The 22,609-nt window shown below is 57.7% G+C and carries 18 protein-coding genes; 7 read left to right on the forward strand and 11 right to left on the reverse strand.

From position 1 onward, the window contains the following. The 4 genes from WFM49_RS14945 to WFM49_RS14960 form a co-directional block, all read right to left on the reverse strand. Positions 1-2,307: S8 family serine peptidase (locus tag WFM49_RS14945; RefSeq protein WP_336974060.1), on the reverse strand; the 2,307-nt coding region annotated here is incomplete at its 3' end. 419 nt (positions 2,308-2,726) lie between these two features. Further along, positions 2,727-3,221 (reverse strand): HugZ family pyridoxamine 5'-phosphate oxidase, encoded by a 495-nt coding sequence (locus WFM49_RS14950; RefSeq protein WP_238441735.1) that lies wholly within the window; start codon positions 3,219-3,221, stop codon positions 2,727-2,729. A gap of 294 nt (positions 3,222-3,515) precedes the next feature. After that, positions 3,516-7,457, reverse strand: coding sequence for a DUF3683 domain-containing protein (locus tag WFM49_RS14955; protein ID WP_250756168.1), 3,942 nt, complete (start codon positions 7,455-7,457; stop codon positions 3,516-3,518). A 146-nt stretch (positions 7,458-7,603) separates the two neighbouring features. Beyond that, positions 7,604-8,146, reverse strand: a complete 543-nt coding sequence (locus WFM49_RS14960; RefSeq protein WP_022983641.1) for a YqaA family protein — start codon at positions 8,144-8,146, stop codon at positions 7,604-7,606. A 150-nt stretch (positions 8,147-8,296) separates the two neighbouring features. Here WFM49_RS14960 and ilvA point away from each other — a divergent pair, with 150 nt between their 5' ends. After that, positions 8,297-9,805 (forward strand): threonine ammonia-lyase, biosynthetic, encoded by a 1,509-nt coding sequence (gene ilvA / locus WFM49_RS14965; protein ID WP_035270321.1) that lies wholly within the window; start codon positions 8,297-8,299, stop codon positions 9,803-9,805. Between the two features lie 280 nt (positions 9,806-10,085). Here the strand turns inward: ilvA and WFM49_RS14970 are convergent, their stop codons facing one another. The 5 genes from WFM49_RS14970 to phoB form a co-directional block, all read right to left on the reverse strand. Further along, positions 10,086-11,099 (reverse strand): biotin-dependent carboxyltransferase family protein, encoded by a 1,014-nt coding sequence (locus WFM49_RS14970; protein WP_336974066.1) that lies wholly within the window; start codon positions 11,097-11,099, stop codon positions 10,086-10,088. Then, a complete protein-coding gene (gene pxpB / locus WFM49_RS14975) occupies positions 11,096-11,794 on the reverse strand; it encodes a 5-oxoprolinase subunit PxpB (protein ID WP_083054717.1) in 699 nt (232 codons plus the stop codon). The genes WFM49_RS14970 and pxpB overlap by 4 nt, the downstream gene beginning before the upstream one ends. Positions 11,795-11,796: 2 nt before the next feature. Then, a complete protein-coding gene (locus WFM49_RS14980) occupies positions 11,797-12,228 on the reverse strand; it encodes a VOC family protein (RefSeq protein WP_022983640.1) in 432 nt (143 codons plus the stop codon). A gap of 80 nt (positions 12,229-12,308) precedes the next feature. After that, on the reverse strand, positions 12,309-13,607 hold the full coding sequence (gene phoR, locus WFM49_RS14985) for a phosphate regulon sensor histidine kinase PhoR (protein WP_009458690.1): 1,299 nt from the start codon (positions 13,605-13,607) through the stop codon (positions 12,309-12,311). A gap of 4 nt (positions 13,608-13,611) precedes the next feature. Beyond that, complete coding sequence (gene phoB / locus WFM49_RS14990; protein ID WP_250756166.1) at positions 13,612-14,322, reverse strand: phosphate regulon transcriptional regulator PhoB; 711 nt, start codon at positions 14,320-14,322, stop codon at positions 13,612-13,614. A 257-nt stretch (positions 14,323-14,579) separates the two neighbouring features. Between phoB and ubiE the strand changes: the two genes are divergently transcribed. The 6 genes from ubiE to rfaE2 all read left to right on the forward strand — a co-directional run bounded on the left by ubiE (position 14,580) and on the right by rfaE2 (position 20,453). After that, on the forward strand, positions 14,580-15,350 hold the full coding sequence (gene ubiE, locus WFM49_RS14995) for a bifunctional demethylmenaquinone methyltransferase/2-methoxy-6-polyprenyl-1,4-benzoquinol methylase UbiE (RefSeq protein ID WP_026484476.1): 771 nt from the start codon (positions 14,580-14,582) through the stop codon (positions 15,348-15,350). Between the two features lie 213 nt (positions 15,351-15,563). Next, positions 15,564-16,556, forward strand: coding sequence for a Tim44 domain-containing protein (locus tag WFM49_RS15000; protein WP_009458696.1), 993 nt, complete (start codon positions 15,564-15,566; stop codon positions 16,554-16,556). 180 nt (positions 16,557-16,736) lie between these two features. Further along, a complete protein-coding gene (locus tag WFM49_RS15005; protein WP_009458697.1) occupies positions 16,737-17,366 on the forward strand; it encodes a ubiquinone biosynthesis accessory factor UbiJ in 630 nt (209 codons plus the stop codon). A 2-nt stretch (positions 17,367-17,368) separates the two neighbouring features. After that, on the forward strand, positions 17,369-18,925 hold the full coding sequence (gene ubiB / locus WFM49_RS15010) for a ubiquinone biosynthesis regulatory protein kinase UbiB (RefSeq protein ID WP_022983639.1): 1,557 nt from the start codon (positions 17,369-17,371) through the stop codon (positions 18,923-18,925). Between the two features lie 174 nt (positions 18,926-19,099). Beyond that, on the forward strand, positions 19,100-19,969 hold the full coding sequence (locus WFM49_RS15015) for a ferritin (protein WP_026484472.1): 870 nt from the start codon (positions 19,100-19,102) through the stop codon (positions 19,967-19,969). A 1-nt stretch (position 19,970) separates the two neighbouring features. Then, entirely contained in the window at positions 19,971-20,453 is a 483-nt protein-coding gene (gene rfaE2, locus WFM49_RS15020) for a D-glycero-beta-D-manno-heptose 1-phosphate adenylyltransferase (protein WP_250756165.1), read from the forward strand. A 133-nt stretch (positions 20,454-20,586) separates the two neighbouring features. Here the strand turns inward: rfaE2 and WFM49_RS15025 are convergent, their stop codons facing one another. Together WFM49_RS15025 and WFM49_RS15030 are read right to left on the reverse strand one after the other, a co-directional pair. After that, the gene (locus WFM49_RS15025) at positions 20,587-21,909 is read right to left on the reverse strand and encodes a TolC family outer membrane protein (protein WP_088452020.1); all 1,323 of its coding nucleotides are present in this window, start codon (positions 21,907-21,909) and stop codon (positions 20,587-20,589) included. A gap of 15 nt (positions 21,910-21,924) precedes the next feature. Then, positions 21,925-22,605 carry a protein-L-isoaspartate O-methyltransferase family protein gene (locus tag WFM49_RS15030; RefSeq protein WP_009458702.1) on the reverse strand — a complete coding sequence of 227 codons (681 nt, stop codon included), beginning with the start codon at positions 22,603-22,605 and terminating at the stop codon, positions 21,925-21,927. Between the last annotated feature and the right edge of the window lie 4 nt (positions 22,606-22,609).

Genomic DNA, 22,609 nt, shown 5'->3' on the forward strand with positions numbered 1-22,609 from the left:
CGTTTCGTATTGGTGAACGGAGAGAGAACGCTCGCTGTCCAGGCTATGGCGGGTGTAAGCACCACCTGCCAGTAGATTCAGACTACCCGAACCCATTTCCCAAGCTTGCGTTCCGTACAGGGCGGCGCTGTAGCTGTTGCTGCGTGAGGTCTGACGGCGGTCATCCAGCTTGATGCGGTTCTCCAGGTAGCCCAGAGAGGCACCCATGCGCCAGCCTTGTTCGCCGATGGCGGTATCGCTACCCAGGAACAGGCCGCTCACCTTATGGCGTACATCCTGGCTGTTGTCGTCACCGTCCAGATCGCGTTGTTGGTGAATCACTTCGGCCCACAATACAGTGTCTTTACCCGTTGCATTGCGAGCGCTTGAGGCTTGTTTGCCTAAAGTGCGGGGCAAAAGATCCCCGTTGCTTAGCAGGGCGGAGGTCGTACCCGCATGGATTTGGCCTTGCAATTGCTCCATGTAGCCTGCGACCTGTCCGGACTGAGCATTGAGGACCGTGTCGTACAGTTCGGCCATGGTGACCGGCGGTTGATCCGAGCCGGTATCCAGCGCGTTGGCCACGGCTTTCTGGTTCCCCGTATTGGCAAAGGTGGCAAACGGCGTGTCATTGCGCTTGATCATCAAGGACAGGCTGGGGCCGTAGAGCAGCGTTGGCGACAGGAAGGCCATCTCGTAAGTGATGTGACTGTACTGACCTGTCACACCATTAGCTGCATCCAGAAAGGAATAAGCCACATTCTGGCGGTAGGGGCCACCGGCCAGTTTCAGCGTGCCGTCGATATGGGCTGCACCGCCAACCACCAGACGATCTGTTGCGCCTGCGGGGCCCACTTCCAGTTCATGCACCGAACCGGCATGGGCGGTGTAGTCGCCGCTGACGGTCAAGGTGCCAACCGAATTACCTGGAGCCAGGGTGCCGTAGTTATCGACTTGAGCGACTGTACCGGCCCCCCCCAAGGTGCCTTCGCGTTCCACTGTGACCGCAGAAGCCAGCGTGCCATTAACGGCCAGGCGACCGCCGCTGATGGTGGTGTCACCGGTATAGCTGTTATTGCCCGTCAGCTCCAGGGAGCCGGAACCGCGCTTGTGCAGCCCACCCGTGCCACTGATGTCATTGGCGAAGGTGGAGTGGTAGCCCAGCGTATCGACGTCGAACAGACGAGTAAATTGTGCTGGCCCTTGCACGGCCTTGCCCACATTCATCAGACCCCAGCCGTAAATGCTGGGGTCTCCCAGAGGGGTGGCGGTGGTCAGCAGGGTTTGTTGCAGATGATAGGCGGTGAAGTAGGGGAACGCTTCCTTTACTAGCGCCGCACCGCCCGCGACGTGGGGGGAGGCCATGGAGGTGCCGCTAAAGGCGACATAGCCACCAGAGGATTGGACCGAATTAATCCCTGGATTGTCGTCACCACCGGGGGCGGCCAGACACCACTCGGCTGCTACGCCGCACTTGTTCGCATAGGAGGCTAAAGATCCATCCTCGCCCAGGGCTGTCACGGCCAGCCAGTTATCTTTTAGTTCAGGAAACCAGTAGGGGGAGCCTGCCAGCAGGTCAGGGTGGTCCTGCGATTCATTGCCGGTAGCAAAGACCATCAGGGAGCCTGCGTCTACGCTGTTGTGGAAAGCCTCGATCGCCAGTGGCTGCCAATCCAGTACGCCTTCGGGCGAGCCATAGTCCAGGACATTGCAAGGTGGTGGGGAGCTGGCATCGTTACAACCATTGACGCCCAGGCTGCTGTTGATGATGGGCAGTTTGAACTGTGCCAGATAGTTCCAGCCTCGGGAGGCAACGCGGTCAAATGCGGCGGCTTGTTCGCGTGGGTCCGGTTCATAAGGATCGTTGCCAAGCATGTCATCATCATCGTCTTCTCTCGCATCGTAGGCGACCGCAAAGAGCTGACTGTTGAAGGCGACACCGTGCATGCCTTTGCCGTCGCGACGTGCGCCAATAATGCCCGCAACGTGGCTGCCATGACCTGCTGGAGGATCGGCATCTATGCCTTGGCCGTTGGCATAGGGGGTATCCGTGTTGAAGTCAAAGCCACCCGCAATGGCACCCGCAAACTCCGGGTGTTTGGCTTCAATTCCCGAGTCCAGATAGCCGACCGTCACGCCCTTGCCCGTAAAGCCCAGCGAGTAGGCTTTGGCCGCATTGATCATGTCCAGGCCAGGCTGGCGTTTGTATTCTTTAGTACGCCATTGCTCCAATGAGCTGTCTGCTTCTGCATGGGTAAGGCCAGGCAAAGTCAGGCTCAGCAAGGCCATCTGCACCAGCACATAGGCGCTGCGTTTCTTGTTCGACATCTCTTCCTCTCCTGGGTGTTTTTCTCTGTGTGGCGGCAACGTGTTGCGAGGTCGTGTTGTCGAGTCCTTGCGTGCCATTTAACGTCGTAGCTGTTGAATCTTATAGCGGCCAAATTTACGTTTTGTCATGCTTGGCGTTTGAAACACACGAAAACGGACGACTACATCGGAAGGGCAAGGAGAAGGAGTGGCGATTTCTCTGGTCAGAAAGGCGTTTAATGAGTGATCTGTTTTCTTTGTCTGGAAATCAGTTAGTGACGACTTTGTTGCAAGGTCTGCAACATTTTGGGTGCAGGCCGGGGCTTGTAAGGGGCGAAGGCTTACCTGTTTGTCGTTGTATTAAGGTGCTCTGACGTGGTGAAGGCTGGAGCACAGATCCAGCGCTTCCAAGGCTTGCTGCGATTGCGAACTCGGGGACTTCAACCAGCCACAGGCTCTGCCAGCAAGGCACGCACTAGCTCAGGTTTCAAGGTTCGTGCCGCCGCAAACCCGGCAATATGGCGCACCCTGACCAGATCCAGAGCGAAGAAATGAAAGTCCGTAAAGCTGCTTAGAAATTCCATATCGGGAAAACGGGCGGTATAGGCTCGTTTGGCCTGTTCCCAGTCGGGCTGCTCGCGCTCCAGTTTGCGGGCCTTCATTTGGAAGGTGACGCGGGGCAAGTCATGGACAGCATCCTGGCCATGCTCGCTTTGGCTGACCATCAGGCTGGCATCGGGACGTTGCAGCAAATAACGGGTGTGAGCCGCCATTTCGCTGATGTGGATGATGATGCTGGCTTGTTCGGGGCAGATCGCAAAAGGGACGCGAGAGACCACCGGCAAGCCCTGATTGCTGAGTGTGCCCAAAGACGCAGTGCGTTCGCTGCGGAGCAGGGCCTGCAGGCTGTTTAGCAATGGATCATCAACAGACATAAAGACACCTATTCTGAAAAAGCTTCCATACTGCGGTTGGGACTTCATTCGTCCCTAAGGGAGTTTCCTTGGGCTGCTCCGCAGAAAAATCTCCGCGCAGCCCCTTTGCTTTATTGCTATCCGAGTGGCGCTTCTGGGGGAGGGCCTGGCGATGAATAGCGATCACGCTGAGCTTTCTCCCCACCAAGGGGCATTTTTATCCTGGAGCAGTCCAGCGGTAAAAGATACTTGCTCACCCCTTACAAAACAGGCCGACATAAAGCCGGCCTGTTCAGGGGGAGTGATGCGTTTGGTTTACACCAGAACGCGCTCAATACCACCGTCGTTGGCACGGCGTACGTAGTCCGCCATCCAGTTCTCGCCCAGCATGTGCTTGGCCATTTCCACCACGATGTAATCCGCATCCATCTTGGTTTCGTCCTCGTAGCGGGACAAACCTTGCAGGCAGGACGGACAGGAGGTCAGCACTTTGACTTCGCCCTGGAAACCATCGGCACGGACGGTGTCCTGGTTCTTTTGCAGTTCTTCGTGCTTGCGGAAACGGATTTGCGTGGAAATATCCGGACGCGACACCGCCAGCGTGCCCGACTCGCCACAGCAGCGGTCTGCCTTGATGGTGCTGTCGCCCACCAGGGATTTGACCGTTTTCATGGGGTCTTGCAGCTTCATGGGGCTGTGGCAAGGGTCGTGGTACATGTAGCGCACGCCTTGCACGTCTTCCAGCTTCAAGCCTTTTTCCAGCAGGTATTCGTGGATGTCGATCAGGCGGCAGCCAGGGAAGATCTTGTCGAATTCATAGCCTGCCAGCTGGTCGTAACAGGTACCACAGCTGACCACCACGGTTTTGATATCCAGGTAGTTCAAGGTGGTGGCCATGCGGTGGAACAGCACGCGATTATCGGTAATGATCTTCTCGGCCTTGTCGCTTTGACCGCTGCCGCGCTGCGGGTAGCCACAGCACAGGTAGCCAGGAGGCAGAACCGTCTGCACGCCGACATGCCAGAGCATGGCTTGAGTAGCCAGACCCACTTGCGAGAACAGACGCTCCGAACCACAGCCGGGGAAGTAGAACACGGCTTCCGAATCCACGGAGGTGGCTTCAGGGTTACGGATGATAGGTACGTAATCCGAGTTCTCGATATCCAGCAATTTACGGGCAGTCTGCTTGGGCAGGCCGCCGGGCATCTTGCGGTTGATGAAGTGGATGACCTGTTCGCGGATTGGTGCCTTGCCGATGGTGGCAGGGGGAGCGCTGACCTGTTTGCGAGCAGGGGCAGCCAGCAGATTGTGCACCGCACGCTGGGCCTTATAGCCCACTTCAATCATGGCGGTACGAGTGGCCTTGATGACGCGCGGGTCCTTGGCGTTCAGGAAGAACATGGCCGCAGCCGAGCCCGGATTGAAGGACTTCTTGCCCATGCGGTTCAGTAAGGAGCGCATTTCCATGGACACATCGCCAAAGTCGATGTCCACCGGACAGGGGTTGTAGCACTTGTGGCACAGGGTGCAGTGGTCGCCTACGTCTTCAAACTCTTCCCAATGCTTCAGGCTGATCCCGCGACGTGTTTGCTCTTCGTACAAGAAGGCTTCGATCAGCAGGGAGGTGGCCAGGATCTTGTTGCGGGGCGAGTACAGCAGGTTGGCGCGTGGCACGTGGGTGGCACAGACCGGTTTGCACTTGCCGCAACGCAAGCAATCCTTGATGGCATGGGAGATGGAGCCGATTTCGCTGCGTTGCATGATCAGCGATTCGTGACCCAGCAGGTTGAAGCTGGGGGTCCAGGCGCGGCTCAAGTCCGCACCGGGCATCAGCTTGCCAGCGTTGAAGTGGTTGTTCGGGTCCACTTCGCGCTTGTAGTTCTGGAAAGGCTCCAGCTCTTCTTGAGTCAGGAACTCGTACTTGGTCAAACCAATTCCGTGCTCACCGGAAATCACGCCGTCCAGACCGCGCGCAATTTGCATGATGCGGGCCACGGTGACATTGGCTTGCTGCAGCATGCCGTAGTCGTCCGAGTTCACGGGGATGTTGGTGTGTACGTTACCATCACCGGCGTGCATGTGCAGCGCCACAAACACACGGCTTTTCAGCACACGGTCATGAATGGCTTGCAGTTCGGTCAGTACGGCCGCGCAGTCGGCGCCGGGGAAAATATGTTCCAGGTTTTCGCGGATCTCGCTCTTCCAGGAGGTGCGGATCGTGTGATCTTGCAGCAGCTGGAAAATCGAGGTGTTCGGGTCTTCTTGCAGACGGGCCTCGATCGCGGCGCTGTCCAGCGGCACACCAATCTCGGCCAGCTCAGCCTGCGAGTCTTTCAGCGGCTTGTCCAGATTGTCCTGCAGCCACTGCCAGCGCTGGCGCACATCGCGCACGATTTGCAGGGCGTCGTGACGGCGCTCGTCCAGAATCTCTTCGCGGGTGTGCTCGGCGTCGTTGTGATCTTCGATCTTGCCCACGGGCAGATCGCCTTGCAGGAAGTTTTCCAGTTCACGGGTCAAGCGCAGCTTGTTGTCCGTGGACAGTTCAATATTGATGCGTTCGATTTCTTCGGTGTACTCACCCATGCGGCGCAGGGGGATCACCACGTCTTCGTTGATCTTGAAGGCGTTGGTATGGCGGGCAATGGCAGCGGTACGGGCACGGTCGGCCCAGAACTTCTTGCGGGCTTCGGCGCTGACGGCTACAAAGCCTTCACCGGAGCGGCCATTGGCCAGACGCACTACTTCCGAAGCGGCCGTTGCCACGGCATCGGGGTCGTCGCCCACGATGTCGCCAATCAGGACCATCTTGGGCAGGCCGTCGCGCTTGCTCTTGGTGGCATAGCCCACCGCGCGCAGATAGCGTTCGTCCAAGTGTTCCAGACCGGCCAGAATGGCGCCGATGCGCTTGCCTTCGCCGTTCAGGTAGTCAATGACTTCCACAATGGAGGGCACGGCCTGCTTGGCCTGGCCGAAAAACTCCATACAGACGGTGCGTGTATGCGCCGGCATGCGGTGCAGCACCCAGCGGGCCTGCGTGATCAGGCCGTCACAGCCTTCTTTCTGGATACCGGGCAAACCTGCAAGGAATTTGTCGGTAACGTCTTTACCCAGGCCTTCCTTGCGAAAGCGCCGACCCTCAATGTGCAGGGTTTCGCTGCGCAGCAACTGGGCACCAGGGGCGTAACGGCCATCAAACCATTTGACTTCAAAGTGGGCCATTTCCACGTCGTGGATCTTGCCCATATTGTGTTCAAGACGGGTCACTTCCAGCCAGTTTCCCTGGGCATCGACCATGCGCCACCAGGCGAGGTTATCCAGCGCAGTACCCCACAGCACGGCTTTCTTGCCGCCCGCGTTCATGGCGATATTGCCGCCCACACAGGAGGCATCGGCCGAGGTCGGGTCTACCGCAAACACGGCACCGGCGGCTTCGGCAGCGTCAGCCACACGACGGGTCACCACGCCAGCACCGGTCAGAATGGTGGTGACGGGCTCGGACATGCCGGGCAACGTGGTTTGTTCAGGCTTGCCAATGGCATCCAGCTTTTCGGTGTTGATGACAACCGAGCGCCAGCTAAGTGGAATGGCACCGCCGGTGTAACCGGTACCACCCCCACGCGGGATGATGGTCAGCTTCAGTTCGATACAGGCGCGCACCAGGGCGGCCATCTCGTTTTCGTGATCGGGGGTGAGCACGACAAAGGGATATTCCACACGCCAGTCGGTGGCGTCAGTGACGTGCGAGACGCGCGACAGGCCATCAAACTTGATGTTGTCCTTGGCGGTCAGGCGCGACAGGGAGCGCACAATTTTCTGGCGCAGCTCGCGGGTATCGGTAAATTCTTGTTCAAACGCGGCTACTGCACCCCGAGCAGCGTGCAACAGGCGCAGAACCTTGGCATCGCGATCGGGCACGGCGCTGTCGCGGCGCTGGTCAATCTCGTTCAAGCGATGGTTCAGGGCCTCGATCAGTTGATGCTGGCGCTTGGGATTGTCCAGCAGATCGTCCTGCAGATAGGGGTTGCGCTTGACGACCCAGATATCACCCAGCACTTCAAACAACATGCGTGCGGAGCGGCCGGTGCGGCGTTCGGAGCGGAGCTCGGACAGCTTTTCCCAGGCCTCTTCACCCAGCAGTCGCAGGATAATTTCCCGGTCTGAGTACGAAGTGTAGTTGTAGGGGATTTCACGCAGGCGCGGCGTGTCGTTGTTGCGTGCCTGGGCAGCCAGGTGCTTGCTTGCAATGGGGGCGTTCATGGCGATAGTTGGCAAGGCCCGTCAAGGGCGGCTCAGCGAGGAGCAGATAGGCAAAAGACAAGTGTATACGAATCGTAGCAGGGCTGCCCCCTTACTACAGGGCCAAGTCAGGGTTAAGGGGGTGTTTGCGGCCAGTTTGCTGCAAATTACCAACCCAATTTGGGGAAAATCCACAGCAGACCAGCGGTCATGGTGGTATAGCGCGCCAGTTTTCCCACCGCCATGTAAAACACGCTGGGCCAAAATGGCAGGCGTAGCCAACCGGCTACGGCACACAGGGGGTCGCCTACCACGGGTAGCCAGGACAAGAGCAGGGCGGGCGGTCCCATGCGGGTCAGCCAGCGCCGCCCCAGCTCGTGCCAGCGGCCTGCGGCCTTGTTCTTGGGAGTTGCGCCGTCTTCTGTGTGTTGCGGGTGCTTCTCGCGCCAGGCTTCGTAGGCTTTCTCGGCGCCCAGACCCATGGCATAGCTGATGGCCCCACCTGCCGTATTACCCACAGTGGCAACCAGCACGGCGGGCCAGAACATATGTGGAGCCAGATTGATATAGGCGAATACGGCGGGTTCCGAACCCAGGGGGAGCAGGGTAGCCGAGACCAGGCTGATGATGAAAATGGCGCTCAAGCCCACTTCGGGCAGAGATAGGGCGGCCAAGAGCCACGAAATAAGATCAGAGATCCAGGCTTGCATAAGTAATGTGGACGGGTTTTGTAGGGAGTAATGGACGCCAGTTAGGGCATCCGCCTATGGTATTCTGTTTTTCTTTTCCGGTGAGCGGTCTCAGGCAGGGGCCTGCGGCTGGCCTTGGTGGCAAAACCGGTTGTTACTAAAAGCTGAGTCATGTCGAACGATTACCTAAAGCGCATTCTGACCTCGAAAGTGTACGATGTTGCCATCGAAACACCACTTGAACCCGCTCCCCAGGTATCGGCACGAATTAGTAACACGGTCCTGCTCAAGCGCGAAGACTATCAGCCTGTTTTTAGCTTCAAGCTGCGCGGTGCCTATAACAAGATGGCCAATCTGTCGGCCGCAGAATTAAAACGGGGTGTATTGGCCGCTTCGGCGGGTAACCACGCGCAAGGCGTGGCCATGGCAGCGCGCAAGCTGGGTTGCCGTGCCGTTATCGTCATGCCAACCACCACCCCGCAAGTAAAAATTGATGGTGTACGTAATCTGGGCGGCGAAGTGGTCCTGGTGGGCGAGAGCTATTCGGATTCCTACCAGCACGCTCTGGAACTGCAAAAGAACGAAGGCCTGACCTTTGTGCACCCTTTTGACGATCCTGATGTGATCGCCGGGCAGGGCACGGTGGCCATGGAAATTTTGCAACAGCACCCCGGCCCGATTGAAGCGGTCTTTGTCGCGATTGGCGGCGGCGGTCTGGCGGCGGGCGTCGCCACATACATCAAGTCCTTGCGTCCTGAAATCAAAGTAATCGGCGTGCAGACCGAAGACTCCTGTGCCATGGTGCGCAGTATCAAGGCCGGTCGTCGTGTGAATTTGTCGGACGTGGGCCTGTTCTCTGACGGTACTGCCGTCAAGCAGGTGGGCTCCGAAACTTTCCGTCTGGTGCGTCAGTATGTGGATGATTTTGTCATCGTGGATACGGATGCGATTTGTGCGGCTATCAAAGATGTGTTTCAGGACTCGCGTAGCGTGCTGGAACCGGCTGGTGCCCTGGCTTTGGCGGGTGCCAAGCGCTACGCTGCTCAAAACAAGCTCAAGAACAAGACCCTGATTGCGGTCACGTCCGGCGCGAACATGAACTTTGACCGTATGCGCATGGTGGCGGACCGTGCAGATGTGGGTCAGGCTCGTGAAGCTTTGTTTGCCTTGACGATCCCCGAGGCAAAAGGCAGCTTCCGCCGCCTGTGCGATGCCCTGGGCACCCGCTCGGTGACGGAGTTCAACTACCGCATGTCCAATCCTGAAAAGGCGCATGTCTTTGTGGGTATGTCGATTTCCTCGGAAGCGGAGATCGAAAAGCTGGAAGAGCGTTTCGTGAAGAAAGGCTTTGGTACCTTGAACCTGACGGGCAACGAACTGGCCAAGACCCACGTACGTCATATGGTGGGTGGAGTGTCCAGCCAGGCTACGGACGAAGTCTTGCTGCGGTTCGAGTTTCCAGAGCGTCCTGGTGCTTTGCGTAAATTCTTGTCCAGCATGAACCAGGATTGGAATATCAGCTTGTTCCATTACCGTAATCAGGGCGATGACTACGGTCGCATTCTGATCGGAATCCAGGTGCCGCCTTCCGATAAAAAGGAATTCAAGGCTTTCCTGGGCAATCTGGGCTACCCGCACTGGGACGAAACGGATAACCCGGCTTACAAGCTGTTTTTGTAAGTCTATGGACGGCGCACGGCATTCGCTGTCTTGCCTCAGACCAAATGAAAACACCTCGCTTGGAAAAGCGAGGTGTTTTTTTATTGGGGCTTGAATGTGGTGGCTGTCGTTGGAGCCGTATTGAGCCTGGGAGCCAGGAGCAGTGGGTGTTTGCTCCTGAGTTCGTCATGGGGGATTGGTTCAAGCCGCCTTACTGCCTTTGCGGCCTGATGGGCCGTTTGGCCATACGAATGTGCGATAAGACCAGATGCCCGTTAGTACGGTGGCGACTTAACAAGCTCTATGTCACACACTGTTTTAGAGCCTGCCGCAACGGCTCCAGGCTGTCATTCAGACGTGCGAAAGCCTGTTCCTGACGGGCAGCCAGTGCATGGGCCTGTTCTACCGTCACCACTTCAAAGCCCAGATTCTGACCGGGCAAACGCTGGGCAACTTGAGCCAGATCCACGCTGATGACTTGTCCGATGCGTGGATAGCCGCCTGTAGTTTGCCGGTCTGCCATCAACACAATGGGCTGGCCATCGTTGGGGACCTGGATTGTTCCAAAGCAGGTGGGGGCGGACAGCAGTTCTTTTGGCGACTTGCGCTGCAAGGGCTGACCTTCCAGGCGATAGCCCATGCGTTCTGAAGCCGGGCTGATGCGGTAGTTTTGGCTTTGGAACAGCTCCAGTGATTCGTCGGTAAACAAATCAGCTTGATCCAGAATGACGCGCAGGCGTTCACGTGGGGCCAGGGCTAGCGCCGCTGGCATGTAAATTCGCAGCTCGTCGAGTTCGGCTTGCAGCTTGTTGAGCGCCGCTTCCTGATTGGGCAGTGGGTGAGCCAATTGAATCTGGTCGCCTTTTTTCAAGGCGCGGCCTTCAAAACCACCCAGGCCAACGCGCATGTGGGTGCTTTGACTGCCCAGCAGGGATTCGACTTGAAAACCGCCGTAAACAGACAGGTAGCTACGGGCACCTTGGCCGGGTTTGGCGGACTGCATCGTCAGGGCTTGTCCGGCACGTGCCAGAGTAGGGCGCAGGACTGCTACGGGTTGGCCGTCCAGGCTGGCATTCATATCTGCGCCGGTCAGGACAAACAGGGCAGCTTCGTCAAAGCGCAGGCTGGGGCCTTGTACGGTAATTTCCAGACTGGCCAGATCCTGGTCGGTGGTATTGCCTGCTAGCAAATGGGCCAGTCTGTGGGCGCGTTCATCCATGGCACCGCTGGGCGAAACCCCCAGGTGCTGGTGTCCATAACGGCCTCGGTCTTGCAGGCTGCTCATCATGCCTGGTTTGAGGATATGCACCGTCATGCGGGTGTCCAGTGATCAAACTGCTCGTGAGGCAGAGGCACAAAGCGCACTTGGTCGCCGGGGGCGAGCAGGGCGGCGGGCGAGCGCCGGGCATCAAACAAATTAACTGGCGAGCGGCCAATCAGATGCCAACCGCCGGGGGATTCGTTGGGGTAAATAATGGTTTGCTGGTTCGCAATGGCGACCGAGCCTTTGGGCAGCACAGTGCGTGGTGTGGCGCGGCGCGGCACATTCAGTTGCTCGGGCAAGATGCCCATATAGGGAGCGCCGGGGGCAAAGCCCACCATGAATACCAGTTGCACCTGGCTGCTGTGCAGTTCGATGACTTGTTCCTGGCTTAGCCCCAATTGCTCGGCAATGGCAGGCAGGTCCGGACCGAAGAGGCCACCGTAGCACACGGGAACATCTACCAGTGCGCCGGGAGCGGCCTGGTCCTGGCTGGCATCCAGCTCGGCCAGGGCTTGGTGAACATAGTCGTGCAAACGAGCAAGCTGGTCGCTGCTGCCATCCGGGTAAAAGTGGATGGCGACTGCGGTAAAGCTGGGGACTAGATCACGGACACAGGCGGGGGCGTGGTCGCGCAGCAAGCGGGCGGCGCGGGTACAGCGCAAGCCGGTGTCCAGAGAAAGCGGGCCGCTGAACTGTACTAGCAAACAGCGGTCGCCTTGCTCGTTAAGTTGCCAGGATTTGTGCATCTTTATTTGGCGAAAAGCGAATCCAGGCTGTTGAAGGCCTTGAACTCCAGGGCGTTGCCCGAAGGGTCCATGAAGAACATGGTGGCCTGTTCGCCGGGCTCGCCCTTGAAACGGATATAAGGTTCGATAACGAATTTGGTGCCAGCGGCCACCAGCTTGTCAGCCAGGGTCTGCCAGGTGGGCATGTCCAGCACGACGCCAAAGTGGCGCACGGGCACATTATGGGCATCCACCGCGCTGGTGGCGTTGCTGCCACACTCTGAAGGGGCCAGATGAGCCACGATCTGGTGGCCGTAGAAGTTGAAGTCAATCCACTGGTCCGAGGATCGGCCTTCGGGACAGCCCAGTGTCTGTCCGTAGAACTGGCGTGCAACGGCCAGATCATGGACCGGAAAAGCCAGGTGGAAAGGGCGCAGCTCGTTGGTATGGGACATGCTTGGCTCCTGTGCGGCATAAGGCCGCCAACGTGGTCTTCAGAGCCGTTTATTGTAGGGCCAATATGGCCCCACATGTTCTAGCTGTCCTGGAGTCGAACCCGGCTCTTGGGGAAACGCAACATAAATACGCTGCCCACACCCAGACGGCTCTGGATTTGCAGGTCGGCGTTATGTCGCACGATGATGTGTTTGGTGATGGCCAGGCCCAGACCCGTACCGCCGGTGGAGCGGGAACGGCCCTTGTCTACGCGGTAAAAGCGTTCGGTCAGGCGGGGAATATCCTGGGCGGCAATACCGATGCCCGTGTCTTGCACCGAATAACAGGCCTCGCCATTGTCATTCAGATACCAGCGCACGGTGATGGTGCCATCCTTGGGGGTATAGCGCACCGCGTTGGTAATCAGGTTGGAGACAGCCGAGCTCAGTTCGGTTTCCATGCCCTGAATGGCAATGCGAGGGTCCAGATCTGTGACAAAGCTGTGCTGGCCGCCAGAAATAGCCTCGCCTTGTTTCAGCGCGCTTTCAATCAACTGGCTGACCTGTACCGTCTCCCCTTCCACTGTGGGTGAGGATTCCAGCGTGGATAAGGTCAGCAAGTCGGACACAATCGACTGCATGTGGCGAGTCTGCTCCAGCATCATCTGCTCGTAGCGTTGACGCTGTTCCAAAGGCAAGCTTTCGGGCGGCATGTCCTGCAGGGTTTCCAGAAAACCCAGCAAGACGGTAAGCGGTGTGCGCAGTTCATGGGAGACATTGGCCACAAAGTCCTTGCGGGTAGTCTCCAGCATTTCCACCTGGGTGACATCACGCGTCACGATCAGGAACTGGCCCAGGCCATAAGGGGTTAATTGCAGCAGCAAGGAGCGCTCACGTCCGTCTTTGCTCAGATGCAGCAGCAAAGGGCCATCCCATTGAGGCTGACGGGCGTAACGAGAAAACTCGGGTTCGCGCAGGATATTGAAGATGCTGTGATGGCGGTCCGTGGCCAGATTCAGGCCTATGTGCTCACAGGCGGTCTGGTTGCACCATTGCAGTTCCATCTCCCCATTCAGGGTAATGGCACCGTCGGGCAGGGCCTCGGCGGCCATCATGATGCCGTCTACGTAACGATTCAGATCCTGAATTTCCTGGCGATCACGGCGCAGTTGGCGGTAGATGGGGGCCAGAATGGCGTCCCAGGGGCCAACTGCGGGGGGCGGAGGATCATTCAGGTTGCGGGTCCAGCGTTCAACGCGGGAAAGCTGCAGGGTGCTGATGACAACCAGCAATAACAGGCCACCACAAAACAAGGCCAGACCGGTGAATGGCCCTAGCCACCAGCCGATCAAGCTGCCCAACAGGGCCCAGATAACAATAGACGTAAATATGCTGAACATGGGATCAGGCGGTCGGCGCCTTTTCCAGTGGGGAAAGGGCAAAACGATAGCCCGAGCCACGAATCGTTTCAATATGTTTGTCGTGTCCGCTAGGCTCCAGCGCCTTGCGCAAGCGACGAATGTGCACGTCTACCGTACGTTCTTCTACAAATACATGGTCGCCCCACACCTGGTCCAGCAACTGGGAGCGGGTGAATACGCGCTCGGTGTGTGTCATGAAAAAATGCAGCAGACGGAACTCGGTAGGCCCGATGGTCAGCGCCATGCCCTGGCTGGACAGACGGTGCGTGCTGGGGTCCAGCTGCAGGGTGCCGATGGAGATCACATCGTCAGTTAGCTGGGGAGCGCGGCGGCGCAATACGGCCTTGATGCGGGCAATCAGTTCTTTGGGCGAGAAAGGCTTGGTGATGTAATCGTCCGCACCGGCTTCCAGGCCATCGACCTTGTCCTGTTCCGAGCCTTTGGCGGTCAGCATGATGACCGGAATATGACGGGTACGTTCGTCCGAGCGCAGTTTGCGGGCCAGATTGATGCCCGAGGAGCCGGGCAGCATCCAGTCCACCAGAATCAAATCAGGCAGTTCCGCGCGAATGAGGATCTGGGCTTGTTCGGCATCGAAGGCGCGCAGCACTTTATGGCCGGCAAAAGACAGATTGACAGAGATCAGTTCCTGGATCGCAGGCTCATCTTCCACGACTAATATGCTTGTACTCATTGTTAGCTTCAGACTGGTCCGATAAAAAATAATAGAGGGTCAGGCTGGCTGTCTGTATTGTGCTTGGGCGCGGGGCCTGCTGTTGTCATCAGGCGGCTCAAGGGCAATACGGCAGGCGCTTCAAATCCCTGACTGCACGTAATAGCGCCATCATATGGCGTTAATGTTTCAGGTTTGTGAATGTGTAAAAAAGGGGAGCGCTCAGCGAGCCGGATTTTCGTTTCTGTACCGGGAAATCTGCGTTACGATTATGCACTATGGAAAAACAGCGTCCTCAAACCTCCTCCGCCCAGAACGCCGATACGCACTTCGGTTTTCAAACCGTGGCCGAAAACGAAAAAGCGGGCAAAGTAGCCCAGGTTTTTCATTCGGTGGCTAACAACTACGACATTATGAACGATCTGATGTCGGGCGGCCTGCACCGTATCTGGAAAGCCTTCACGATTGGTCGCGCAGCAGTGCGTCCCGGCATGAAAGTGCTGGATATTGCCGCGGGTACGGGTGATTTGACCAAGACTTTTGCGCGTCAGGCCGGTGCGGACGGCGAGGTCTGGCATACCGATATCAATAGCTCCATGCTGCGCGTGGGTCGTGATCGTTTGCAGGACAAGGGCATCATCACGCCCGTTACGGTCTGTGATGCCGAGCACCTGCCTTTTCCTGACGGCTATTTTGATCGCGTCTCGGTGGCCTTTGGCTTGCGCAATATGACGCACAAGGATCGCGCACTGGCTGAAATGAAGCGGGTGTTGCGTCCGGGCGGCAAATTGCTGGTGCTGGAGTTTTCCCGCGTGGCCAAGCCTTTGCAGGCCCCGTATGACTGGTATTCCTTCAATATCCTGCCCCGTATTGGCAAGTTTGTTGCCAAGGACGAGGAAAGCTACCGCTATCTGGCTGAATCCATTCGCATGCACCCCGATCAGGAAACTCTGGCCGACATGATGCGCGAAGTGGGTCTGGAGCGCGTGCAGTATTTCAATCTGACAGCCGGCGTAGCCGCGCTGCACGAAGGCATCCGCCTGGATTGATGCCAGGCGTTCCCTCTCTATATACAGCGGCACCTTCTGGTGCCGTTCGTTTTTTGTCTGTAATGAACGGTAAAAAAAACATGGTGCATGAGAACTTGTCATGTTAATGTTCAGCTTATCGTAAGTTTTCTTGAATAATCGACTGGGATGGCATGGCCGGGGGCGTCAAAACCCTGTGTGTTAAGCGCTTGTTCTGGTCAGGAGTTTGTGACTATGTCTGGACGGCTTTCTCGTTATTTCATGGCCGCTGTATTGGCTTTTAGCACCGGCGCCTTGCTGACCGTTTCTTATGATGCGGAAGCACGACGCATGGGTGGTGGCTCCAGTTTTGGCCGCCAATCCTCCAACATTACCAGCAACCGCTCGGCAGCGACGCCTCCTGCTGCAGCGAATAACGCGACTCGCTCGGCTACGCCTGCTGCGGGTGCCGCTGCTGCCGGTACGGCTGCGGCTGGTACCGCTGCCAAGTCGGGCATGTCCCGCTTCCTGGGCCCGATCGCCGGTATCGCCGCTGGTCTGGGTATTGCCGCCTTGCTGTCCAGCATGGGTCTGGGCGGTGCTTTCCTGGAAATGATGTCCAGCCTCTTGTTGATCGGTCTGGTGGTCTTCGCCGTTCTGTTCATCGTGCGTCGTCTGCGTGGCTCGGCTGCTCGTCCTGCCATGCAACAAGCCGGTGGTCAGTCCATGATGCGCAATGCTGATCCTGCTCCCAGCCCATGGAAGCAGCCCCAAGCTGCGCCAGCACCTATGCCTGCTGCCGCTCCAGCTGCTCAGCCCGCTGCTGCCGCCGCTGTTCCAGCGCCGCCAGTAGACGAGAGCTGGTTCATCCCCGGTGATTTCGACACGCCTACGTTCCTTGCCAATGCCAAGACCCAGTTCGTGGAAATCCAGAAGCTGTGGGACAAGGGCGACGTGGAACAACTGCGTACCTTCCTGACCGACGACCTGCTCAAGGAAGCCGCTCCTCAAATCGCTCAGCGCCAAGGCGAGAACGTAACTCAAGTGGTACTGCTCAATGCAGAGCTGCTGGGTATCGAAAAAGTAGCCGACGGCCACCTGGCCAGCGTGCGCTACTCCGGTATGCTGCGTGAAGAAGTGGGTGCAGAGGCTTTCCGCTTTGAGGAAGTCTGGAATCTGTTCAAGGCCGACGGCGCAGGCTGGCTGCTGGCTGGTATTCAGCAGATCCCGGTTGACCCCAACGCTTGATCTCTATCTATACAGACAGCCGCCTTCTTACCCAGGCGGCTGTTCTGTTATGAGCGCTCCCGTTTCGCTGTGATCCCATCTGCCCGTGTTCCTGCCGCCCTGTACATCCGGCCGTGTCTGTGTCGGGTTAAACTGGCTGTTTTAATTGGACTGGTTTACTTGCCCCGGCAGTAGACTTGCATGGACATGCTTGGTATCCCTTCATTCCTAGAACCTGGCGCCGTGGGCGTGCGTTTGCTCAATGCCTTGCTTGATCGCGAGGATTGGGCGCGTGAGCGTTTGCGCAGCCATGCAGGTAAAACCGTGTCGCTGATTGTGGGCCGTTTGCAACTGGTCTACACCATCAGCTCTCAAGGAAAGCTGGAGCAGGGCCATCCTGCCGTCGTGCCGGATGTCACGTTGACACTGCCTCAGGACAAGCTACCTGAACTGCCACAAATTCTTCAAGACGGTGATTTCAGCCGTGTCGCCCAGTTAATGCATGTGCAAGGCGAGGCTGGGCTGGCCAATCTGGTGTCGGACCTGGCGGCCAATCTGCGCTGGGATGCCGAGCATGATCTGGCCAAAATTGTGGGTGATGTCATGGCGGTGCGTCTGTTCAGCGGGGCGCGCCGGGCCGTTTCCGGTTTGCGGGATCTGGGCCAGCGTTTGGCAGGCAATGCCAGCGAATACTTGACTGAAGAAAGTGCTTTACTGGTTACCCGCCCCGAACTGGAACGGATGCGCGAGCAATCGGCTGGTTTGGTCCAACGTCTGGACGAACTGGACCAGCGTTTGAAGCGTCTTGACGCGCGTCGGCGGGAGTCCTGAGCATGTTCTCCTTGTGTCGTCTGCTGACCATTTTGCTGGTTGTATTCCGTTATCGCCTGGACGAGCTGGTGCTATCGAGCATCCGCCACCCTTGGGCATCACGTATGTTGCGCATTGTGCGCCTGGGTCGCAAACCCAAGCTGCCACGTGGCGTACGTTTACGGCTGGCCCTGGAAAGTCTGGGGCCCATCTTCGTTAAATTCGGCCAGGTGCTCTCCACTCGCCGGGATTTGATCCCGCTGGATATTGCCGAGCAACTGGCGTTGCTGCAGGACCGCGTGCCGCCGTTCCCTTCGGAGGTGGCGGAAGCCACAATTCAGAAGGCCCTGGGTGCTTCGCCTTACGAACTGTTCCAGAAGTTTGATCGCGAACCCATCGCTTCGGCGTCGATTGCGCAGGTTCACTTTGCCGAGCTGCATAATGGCCGCGAAGTAGCCGTGAAGGTGTTGCGCCCTGGCATGCGCGAGGTCATCCATAAAGACTTGCGTCTGATGCGCGTGCTGGCTGCGTTCATGGAACGGCTGGGCCCGGATGCCCGTCGCCTGAAACCGCGCGAAGTGGTGGCCGAGTTCGACAAGTACCTGAACGACGAGCTGGACCTGATACGCGAAGCCTCCAACTGCAGTCAGCTACGCCGCAACTTCACCAAAGATGTAGAGCGTACCCAGCTTTTGATCGTGCCTGAAGTGCATTGGGACTATTGCGCCTCGACCGTGTTCACCATGGACCGCATGAAGGGCATCCCGGTCAACCAGATTGATCGCCTGCGCGCCGCCAATGTGGATTTGAAGGATCTGGCCCGCAAAGGGGTAGAAATTTTCTTCACCCAGGTGTTTACCGACGGTTTTTTCCATGCCGACATGCACCCCGGCAATATTTATGTCTCGGATGCACCGGAGAGCTTGGGCCGTTATATTGCCCTGGACTTTGGCATTGTGGGTTCGCTGTCCGAGTTCGACAAAAACTATCTGGCGCAAAACTTCCTGGCTTTTTTCCGGCGCGATTACCGCCGGGTGGCTCAATTGCACATCGAGTCCGGCTGGGTGCCACCTGAAACCCGTGAAGAGGAGCTGGAAGGCTCGGTACGCGCGGTATGTGAACCGTATTTTGATCGGCCCTTGTCCGAGATCTCGCTGGGGCAAGTGCTGTTGCGCCTGTTCCAGACCTCGCGCCGGTTCAATGTAGAAATTCAGCCGCAGCTGGTGCTGCTGCAGAAAACCCTTCTGAATGTGGAAGGGATGGGGCGGGATCTGGATCCGGAGCTGGATCTGTGGGATACCGCCAAACCTTATCTGGAAAAGTGGATGTACCAGCGTATTGGTCCATCGGGCTTTTATTCGCGTTTGAAACAGGAAGCAGGGCAGTGGGCCCAGATCATGCCGCAGCTTCCGCGTCTGGTGTATTCCGCTTTGAATAGGCCAGAGACAGGGCAGGCGTTGAACCAGGAACTCAAGCTGCTGCGCCAGTCGCAGCAGCAGACCAACCGATTATTGACTGCCTTATGTGCTGTATTGGCGGTTGCGGTCGGGGTGGCCATCTGGGCTTTGGTGGGGCGATAAGTGTGACGACCCCGCAACGCGTCAGTTTTTTTGTGGCTGACATATTTCTGATAACTGCAGGTTCTACGATAGACGCAGGTCCGCCAGCTGATTGCTAAGCTGGCGCTTTCCGGCGCCTTCCGGACGGTGAATGGCCGCCCTCAAGGAACCGCTTGATTCTTTTTAGGAATCGTTATGCTTTACCATGACTTATTTAAATCCATGGAAGCGGTGCGCTGGAATTTTGCGCATGACATACCGTGGGATGACTTTGATGGCAGCAAGCTTACAGACGAGCAAGCCTACACCATCAAAATGAACGCCATTACCGAGTGGGCAGCCTTGCCTGCTACCGAAATGTTCCTGCGTGACAATAAAGATGACAGCGATTTTTGCGCTTTTATGTCCGTGTGGTTCTTTGAAGAACAAAAGCACTCGCTGGTTCTGATCGAATACCTGCGCCGTTTCCGCCCCGAGCTGATGCCTACCGAAGAAGAACTGCACAAGGTGCGTTTTGACTTCGATCCGGCCCCGGCCATGGAAACGCTGATGCTGCACTTTTGCGGCGAAGTGCGCCTGAACCACTGGTACCGCCGTGCTGCCGACTGGCATACCGAGCCGGTGATCAAGGCCATCTACAAGATCGTGGCTCAGGACGAGGCTCGTCACGCCGGTGCTTACTTGCGCTACATGAAGCGTGCCCTGGTGCACAAGGGCCAGGAATTTGGCCTGCAAGCCCGTCTGGCTTTCTCCAAGATTGGTGTTCTGATGGCTTCTGCTCATCGCACCGCGCAGGCGTTGCACCCCACCAACTTGCACGTGAACAAAGCCATGTTCCCGGAAGATACTGTGCAGTCCAAGCTGCCATCGCCCGGTTGGCTGGAAAACTGGCTGGATACGCAGATTCGTTTCGACAAGGAATGGGAGCACAAGGTCAGCTCGCGCATCTTGCACAATATGTCGCTGCTGATGGGTAGCTCGTTCGAGACCGTGCAGGAATTGAACCGCTACCGCAAGGATCTGGCACGTCAGGTCGGCTCTGATTCGACGCTGGTGCAGGCTTGATATGAGCGCACGTTTCGAGGCCAAGGTGATGGGTCTGGATGCCTTGCGTGAAGCGGTGGAGCAGGGGCGCCTGGAGCGCCCGCTGGTCTTTACTAACGGTGTGTTTGATATCTTGCACCGTGGGCATGTCAGCTACTTGGACGAGGCTGCCCAATTGGGTGCCTCGCTGATTGTCGGTGTGAATACCGATGCCTCGGTGCGCCGTCTGAACAAGGGGCCGGAGCGCCCCATCAATCCCGAGCAGGATCGCGCTGCCTTGCTGGCTGCGCTGGCCTGCGTGGATGCGGTGGTCTTGTTTGACGAGGACACGCCCGAAGCCCTGATCGCGGCGCTGCGTCCGGACTTGATCGTGAAGGGCGGCGACTACGATATGGAAGCCTTGCCTGAAACGGCTTTAGTGCGTAGCTGGGGTGGCGATGCAGTTGCGATTCCCTTCGAGTTCCAGCGTTCCACGACAGCACTGGTCAAGAAGCTGCGCGACTAAAAGCACAGGACAAATTGATGTGTTGAATCCCGGCTTGGTCCGGGATTTTTTTGCTTCTAAGTCGTGAGCTCGAGGTTCTGCTTTTAAAGGCCAGATTGCGGTGCCTAGACTGTATTTTTTGCCAGCGCAGGCTTCAGGACGCCGGTTCAAGCAGATCGTTGACAGCACGCAGATCGTTTTCGTTCAAGGTGCCGCTGGCTGCTTTCAGGCGCAGGCTGTTCATCAGAACTTCGTAACGCGCTTGGGCCAAGCTGCGTTGCGCTTCATACAACTGCTGTTGGGCATTGAGTACATCGATGTTTACACGTACACCGACCTCGTAAGCCAGCTTGTTGGCCTCCAGGGCGTCCTGACTGGATTTGGTGGCTGCTTCCAGTGCCTGCACACGGACCAGACCTGTGGTGACGCCAGAGAAGTACTGGCGCGTCTGCTGGATGGATTGCTGAATAGCGAACTGATGATCGTAGCGGGCCTGTTGCAGGCGCGAGCTTTGTTCGCGTACTTGCGAGCTGGTTTCACCACCACGGAAAATCGGGATGCTTAACTCCAGACCTAAAGCGCTGTTCAGCGAACGTGGGCCACCGCCCGCTTGGCCAAACAGAGTCTGGTCGCTACCGCTGCCGGTTTGGGCTTTCAGGGCCAGGGTGGGTTCGTGCAGGGCCTGGGTGCTTTTCAACTGCTCTTCGGCAGCACGGGCCTTGATATCAGCCAGTGCCACGGTCAAGCCGGATTGGCTGGACTGATCCAGCCAGTCTTGCAAATTCGCAGGCTGCGGGGCGGGAAGGCGTAAAGGCTCACGCAGGCGCGCCAGCGTGTCATAACGCTCCAGCGTCAGCGCAGCCAGCTTGTCCTGAGCCACCTGCAGGGCATTTTCAGCCTGCAAGACGCCAGCCCGGGTCAGGTCCAGGCGCGATTTGGCTTCGTAGGTATCGGTAATCGTGGTGCCACCCAGCTGAAAGTTCTGATCAGCAGCACGTAATTGCTCGTCAATGGCGGCTTGCTGGGCTTTCAGGGTAGACAGCGTATCTTGCGCAGCCAGCACATCAAAATAGCTTTGGCTGACGCGCAGCATCAAATCTTGCCGATCCAGCGTCAGCTGAATATCCGCACCCTGCGCCAGTAATTGGGCACGTTCGTAACGGGCCCAGGCATTACGGTTGTACACGGGTTGGCTCAGCGTCAAGGTCCAGGCAGCTCGGTCACTGGAATGCTGATTGGACAGCTTGCTGGTTTGACGCCGCTCTTGTAGTTCGGCTGTGCCGATGGCGCTTATCTGCGGCAACAGTTGTGCCCGGCTTTGGGGTACTTGTTCCTGATCGGCTTGATGCGCAGCTTGCGCAGCGCCAAACTGCGGTTCATGTGCCAGGGCCTGGTTCCAGGCCTGCAGCAGATCTTGCGACTGGGCGGTGCTACTTAAGGCAAGCAGCGAAAGCAATGCCAGGCGCAAGGGAGTCATGAACCGCATATGTGCTTAAAAGCGGAATTGCGAAACGGCGGTGCCGCGCAACGGTTTGATCCAGGTGTCGAACAGGGGTGTAGTCTCGAAGCTGGCCGCGCTGGTGCGAGTAATACGTACAGCCGTCATGACCGGGTTTTGACCGACCACTACAACCAGACGACCGCCGATACAGAGCTGGTACTTCAAAGCATCAGGAATGGTGGGCACGGAGCCGGTGACCAGAATGGCGTCGTACTCGGTGGTGCCCCAGCCTGCGTGCGCGTCACCCACTTCAACCTTGACGTTGCGCACATTGTTGCGCTGCAGGTTTTCCTGGGCGAAAGCGGCCAGTTTGCTGTCAATTTCGATGGAGGTAACTTGTTGGGACAGGTGAGCCAGCAAAGCAGCCTGGTAGCCCGAGCCGGTACCAATTTCGAGCACACCGTCGCTAGGCTGCAGCAGCAGCTCTTGAGTCAGACGGGCTTCGACTTTGGGCGAGAGCATGGTCTCATGCGTGTCCACGGCATTGATGATCAGTGGCAGCTCGGTGTCCGAAAAGGCCGAAGGGCGCAAGGACGAGGGAACAAAGCGTTCGCGCTGGACCTCGACCAATGCTTGCAGCACTTTTTCGTCGGATACGTTCCAGGGACGGATTTGTTGTTCCACCATGTAGTAACGGGCACGTTCGAGTTCAGACAGCGCAAAATGGTTCATAGCT

The sequence above is a fragment of the Alcaligenes sp. PF14 genome (assembly GCF_037150615.1).
Lineage (GTDB): Bacteria > Pseudomonadota > Gammaproteobacteria > Burkholderiales > Burkholderiaceae_B > Alcaligenes > Alcaligenes phenolicus.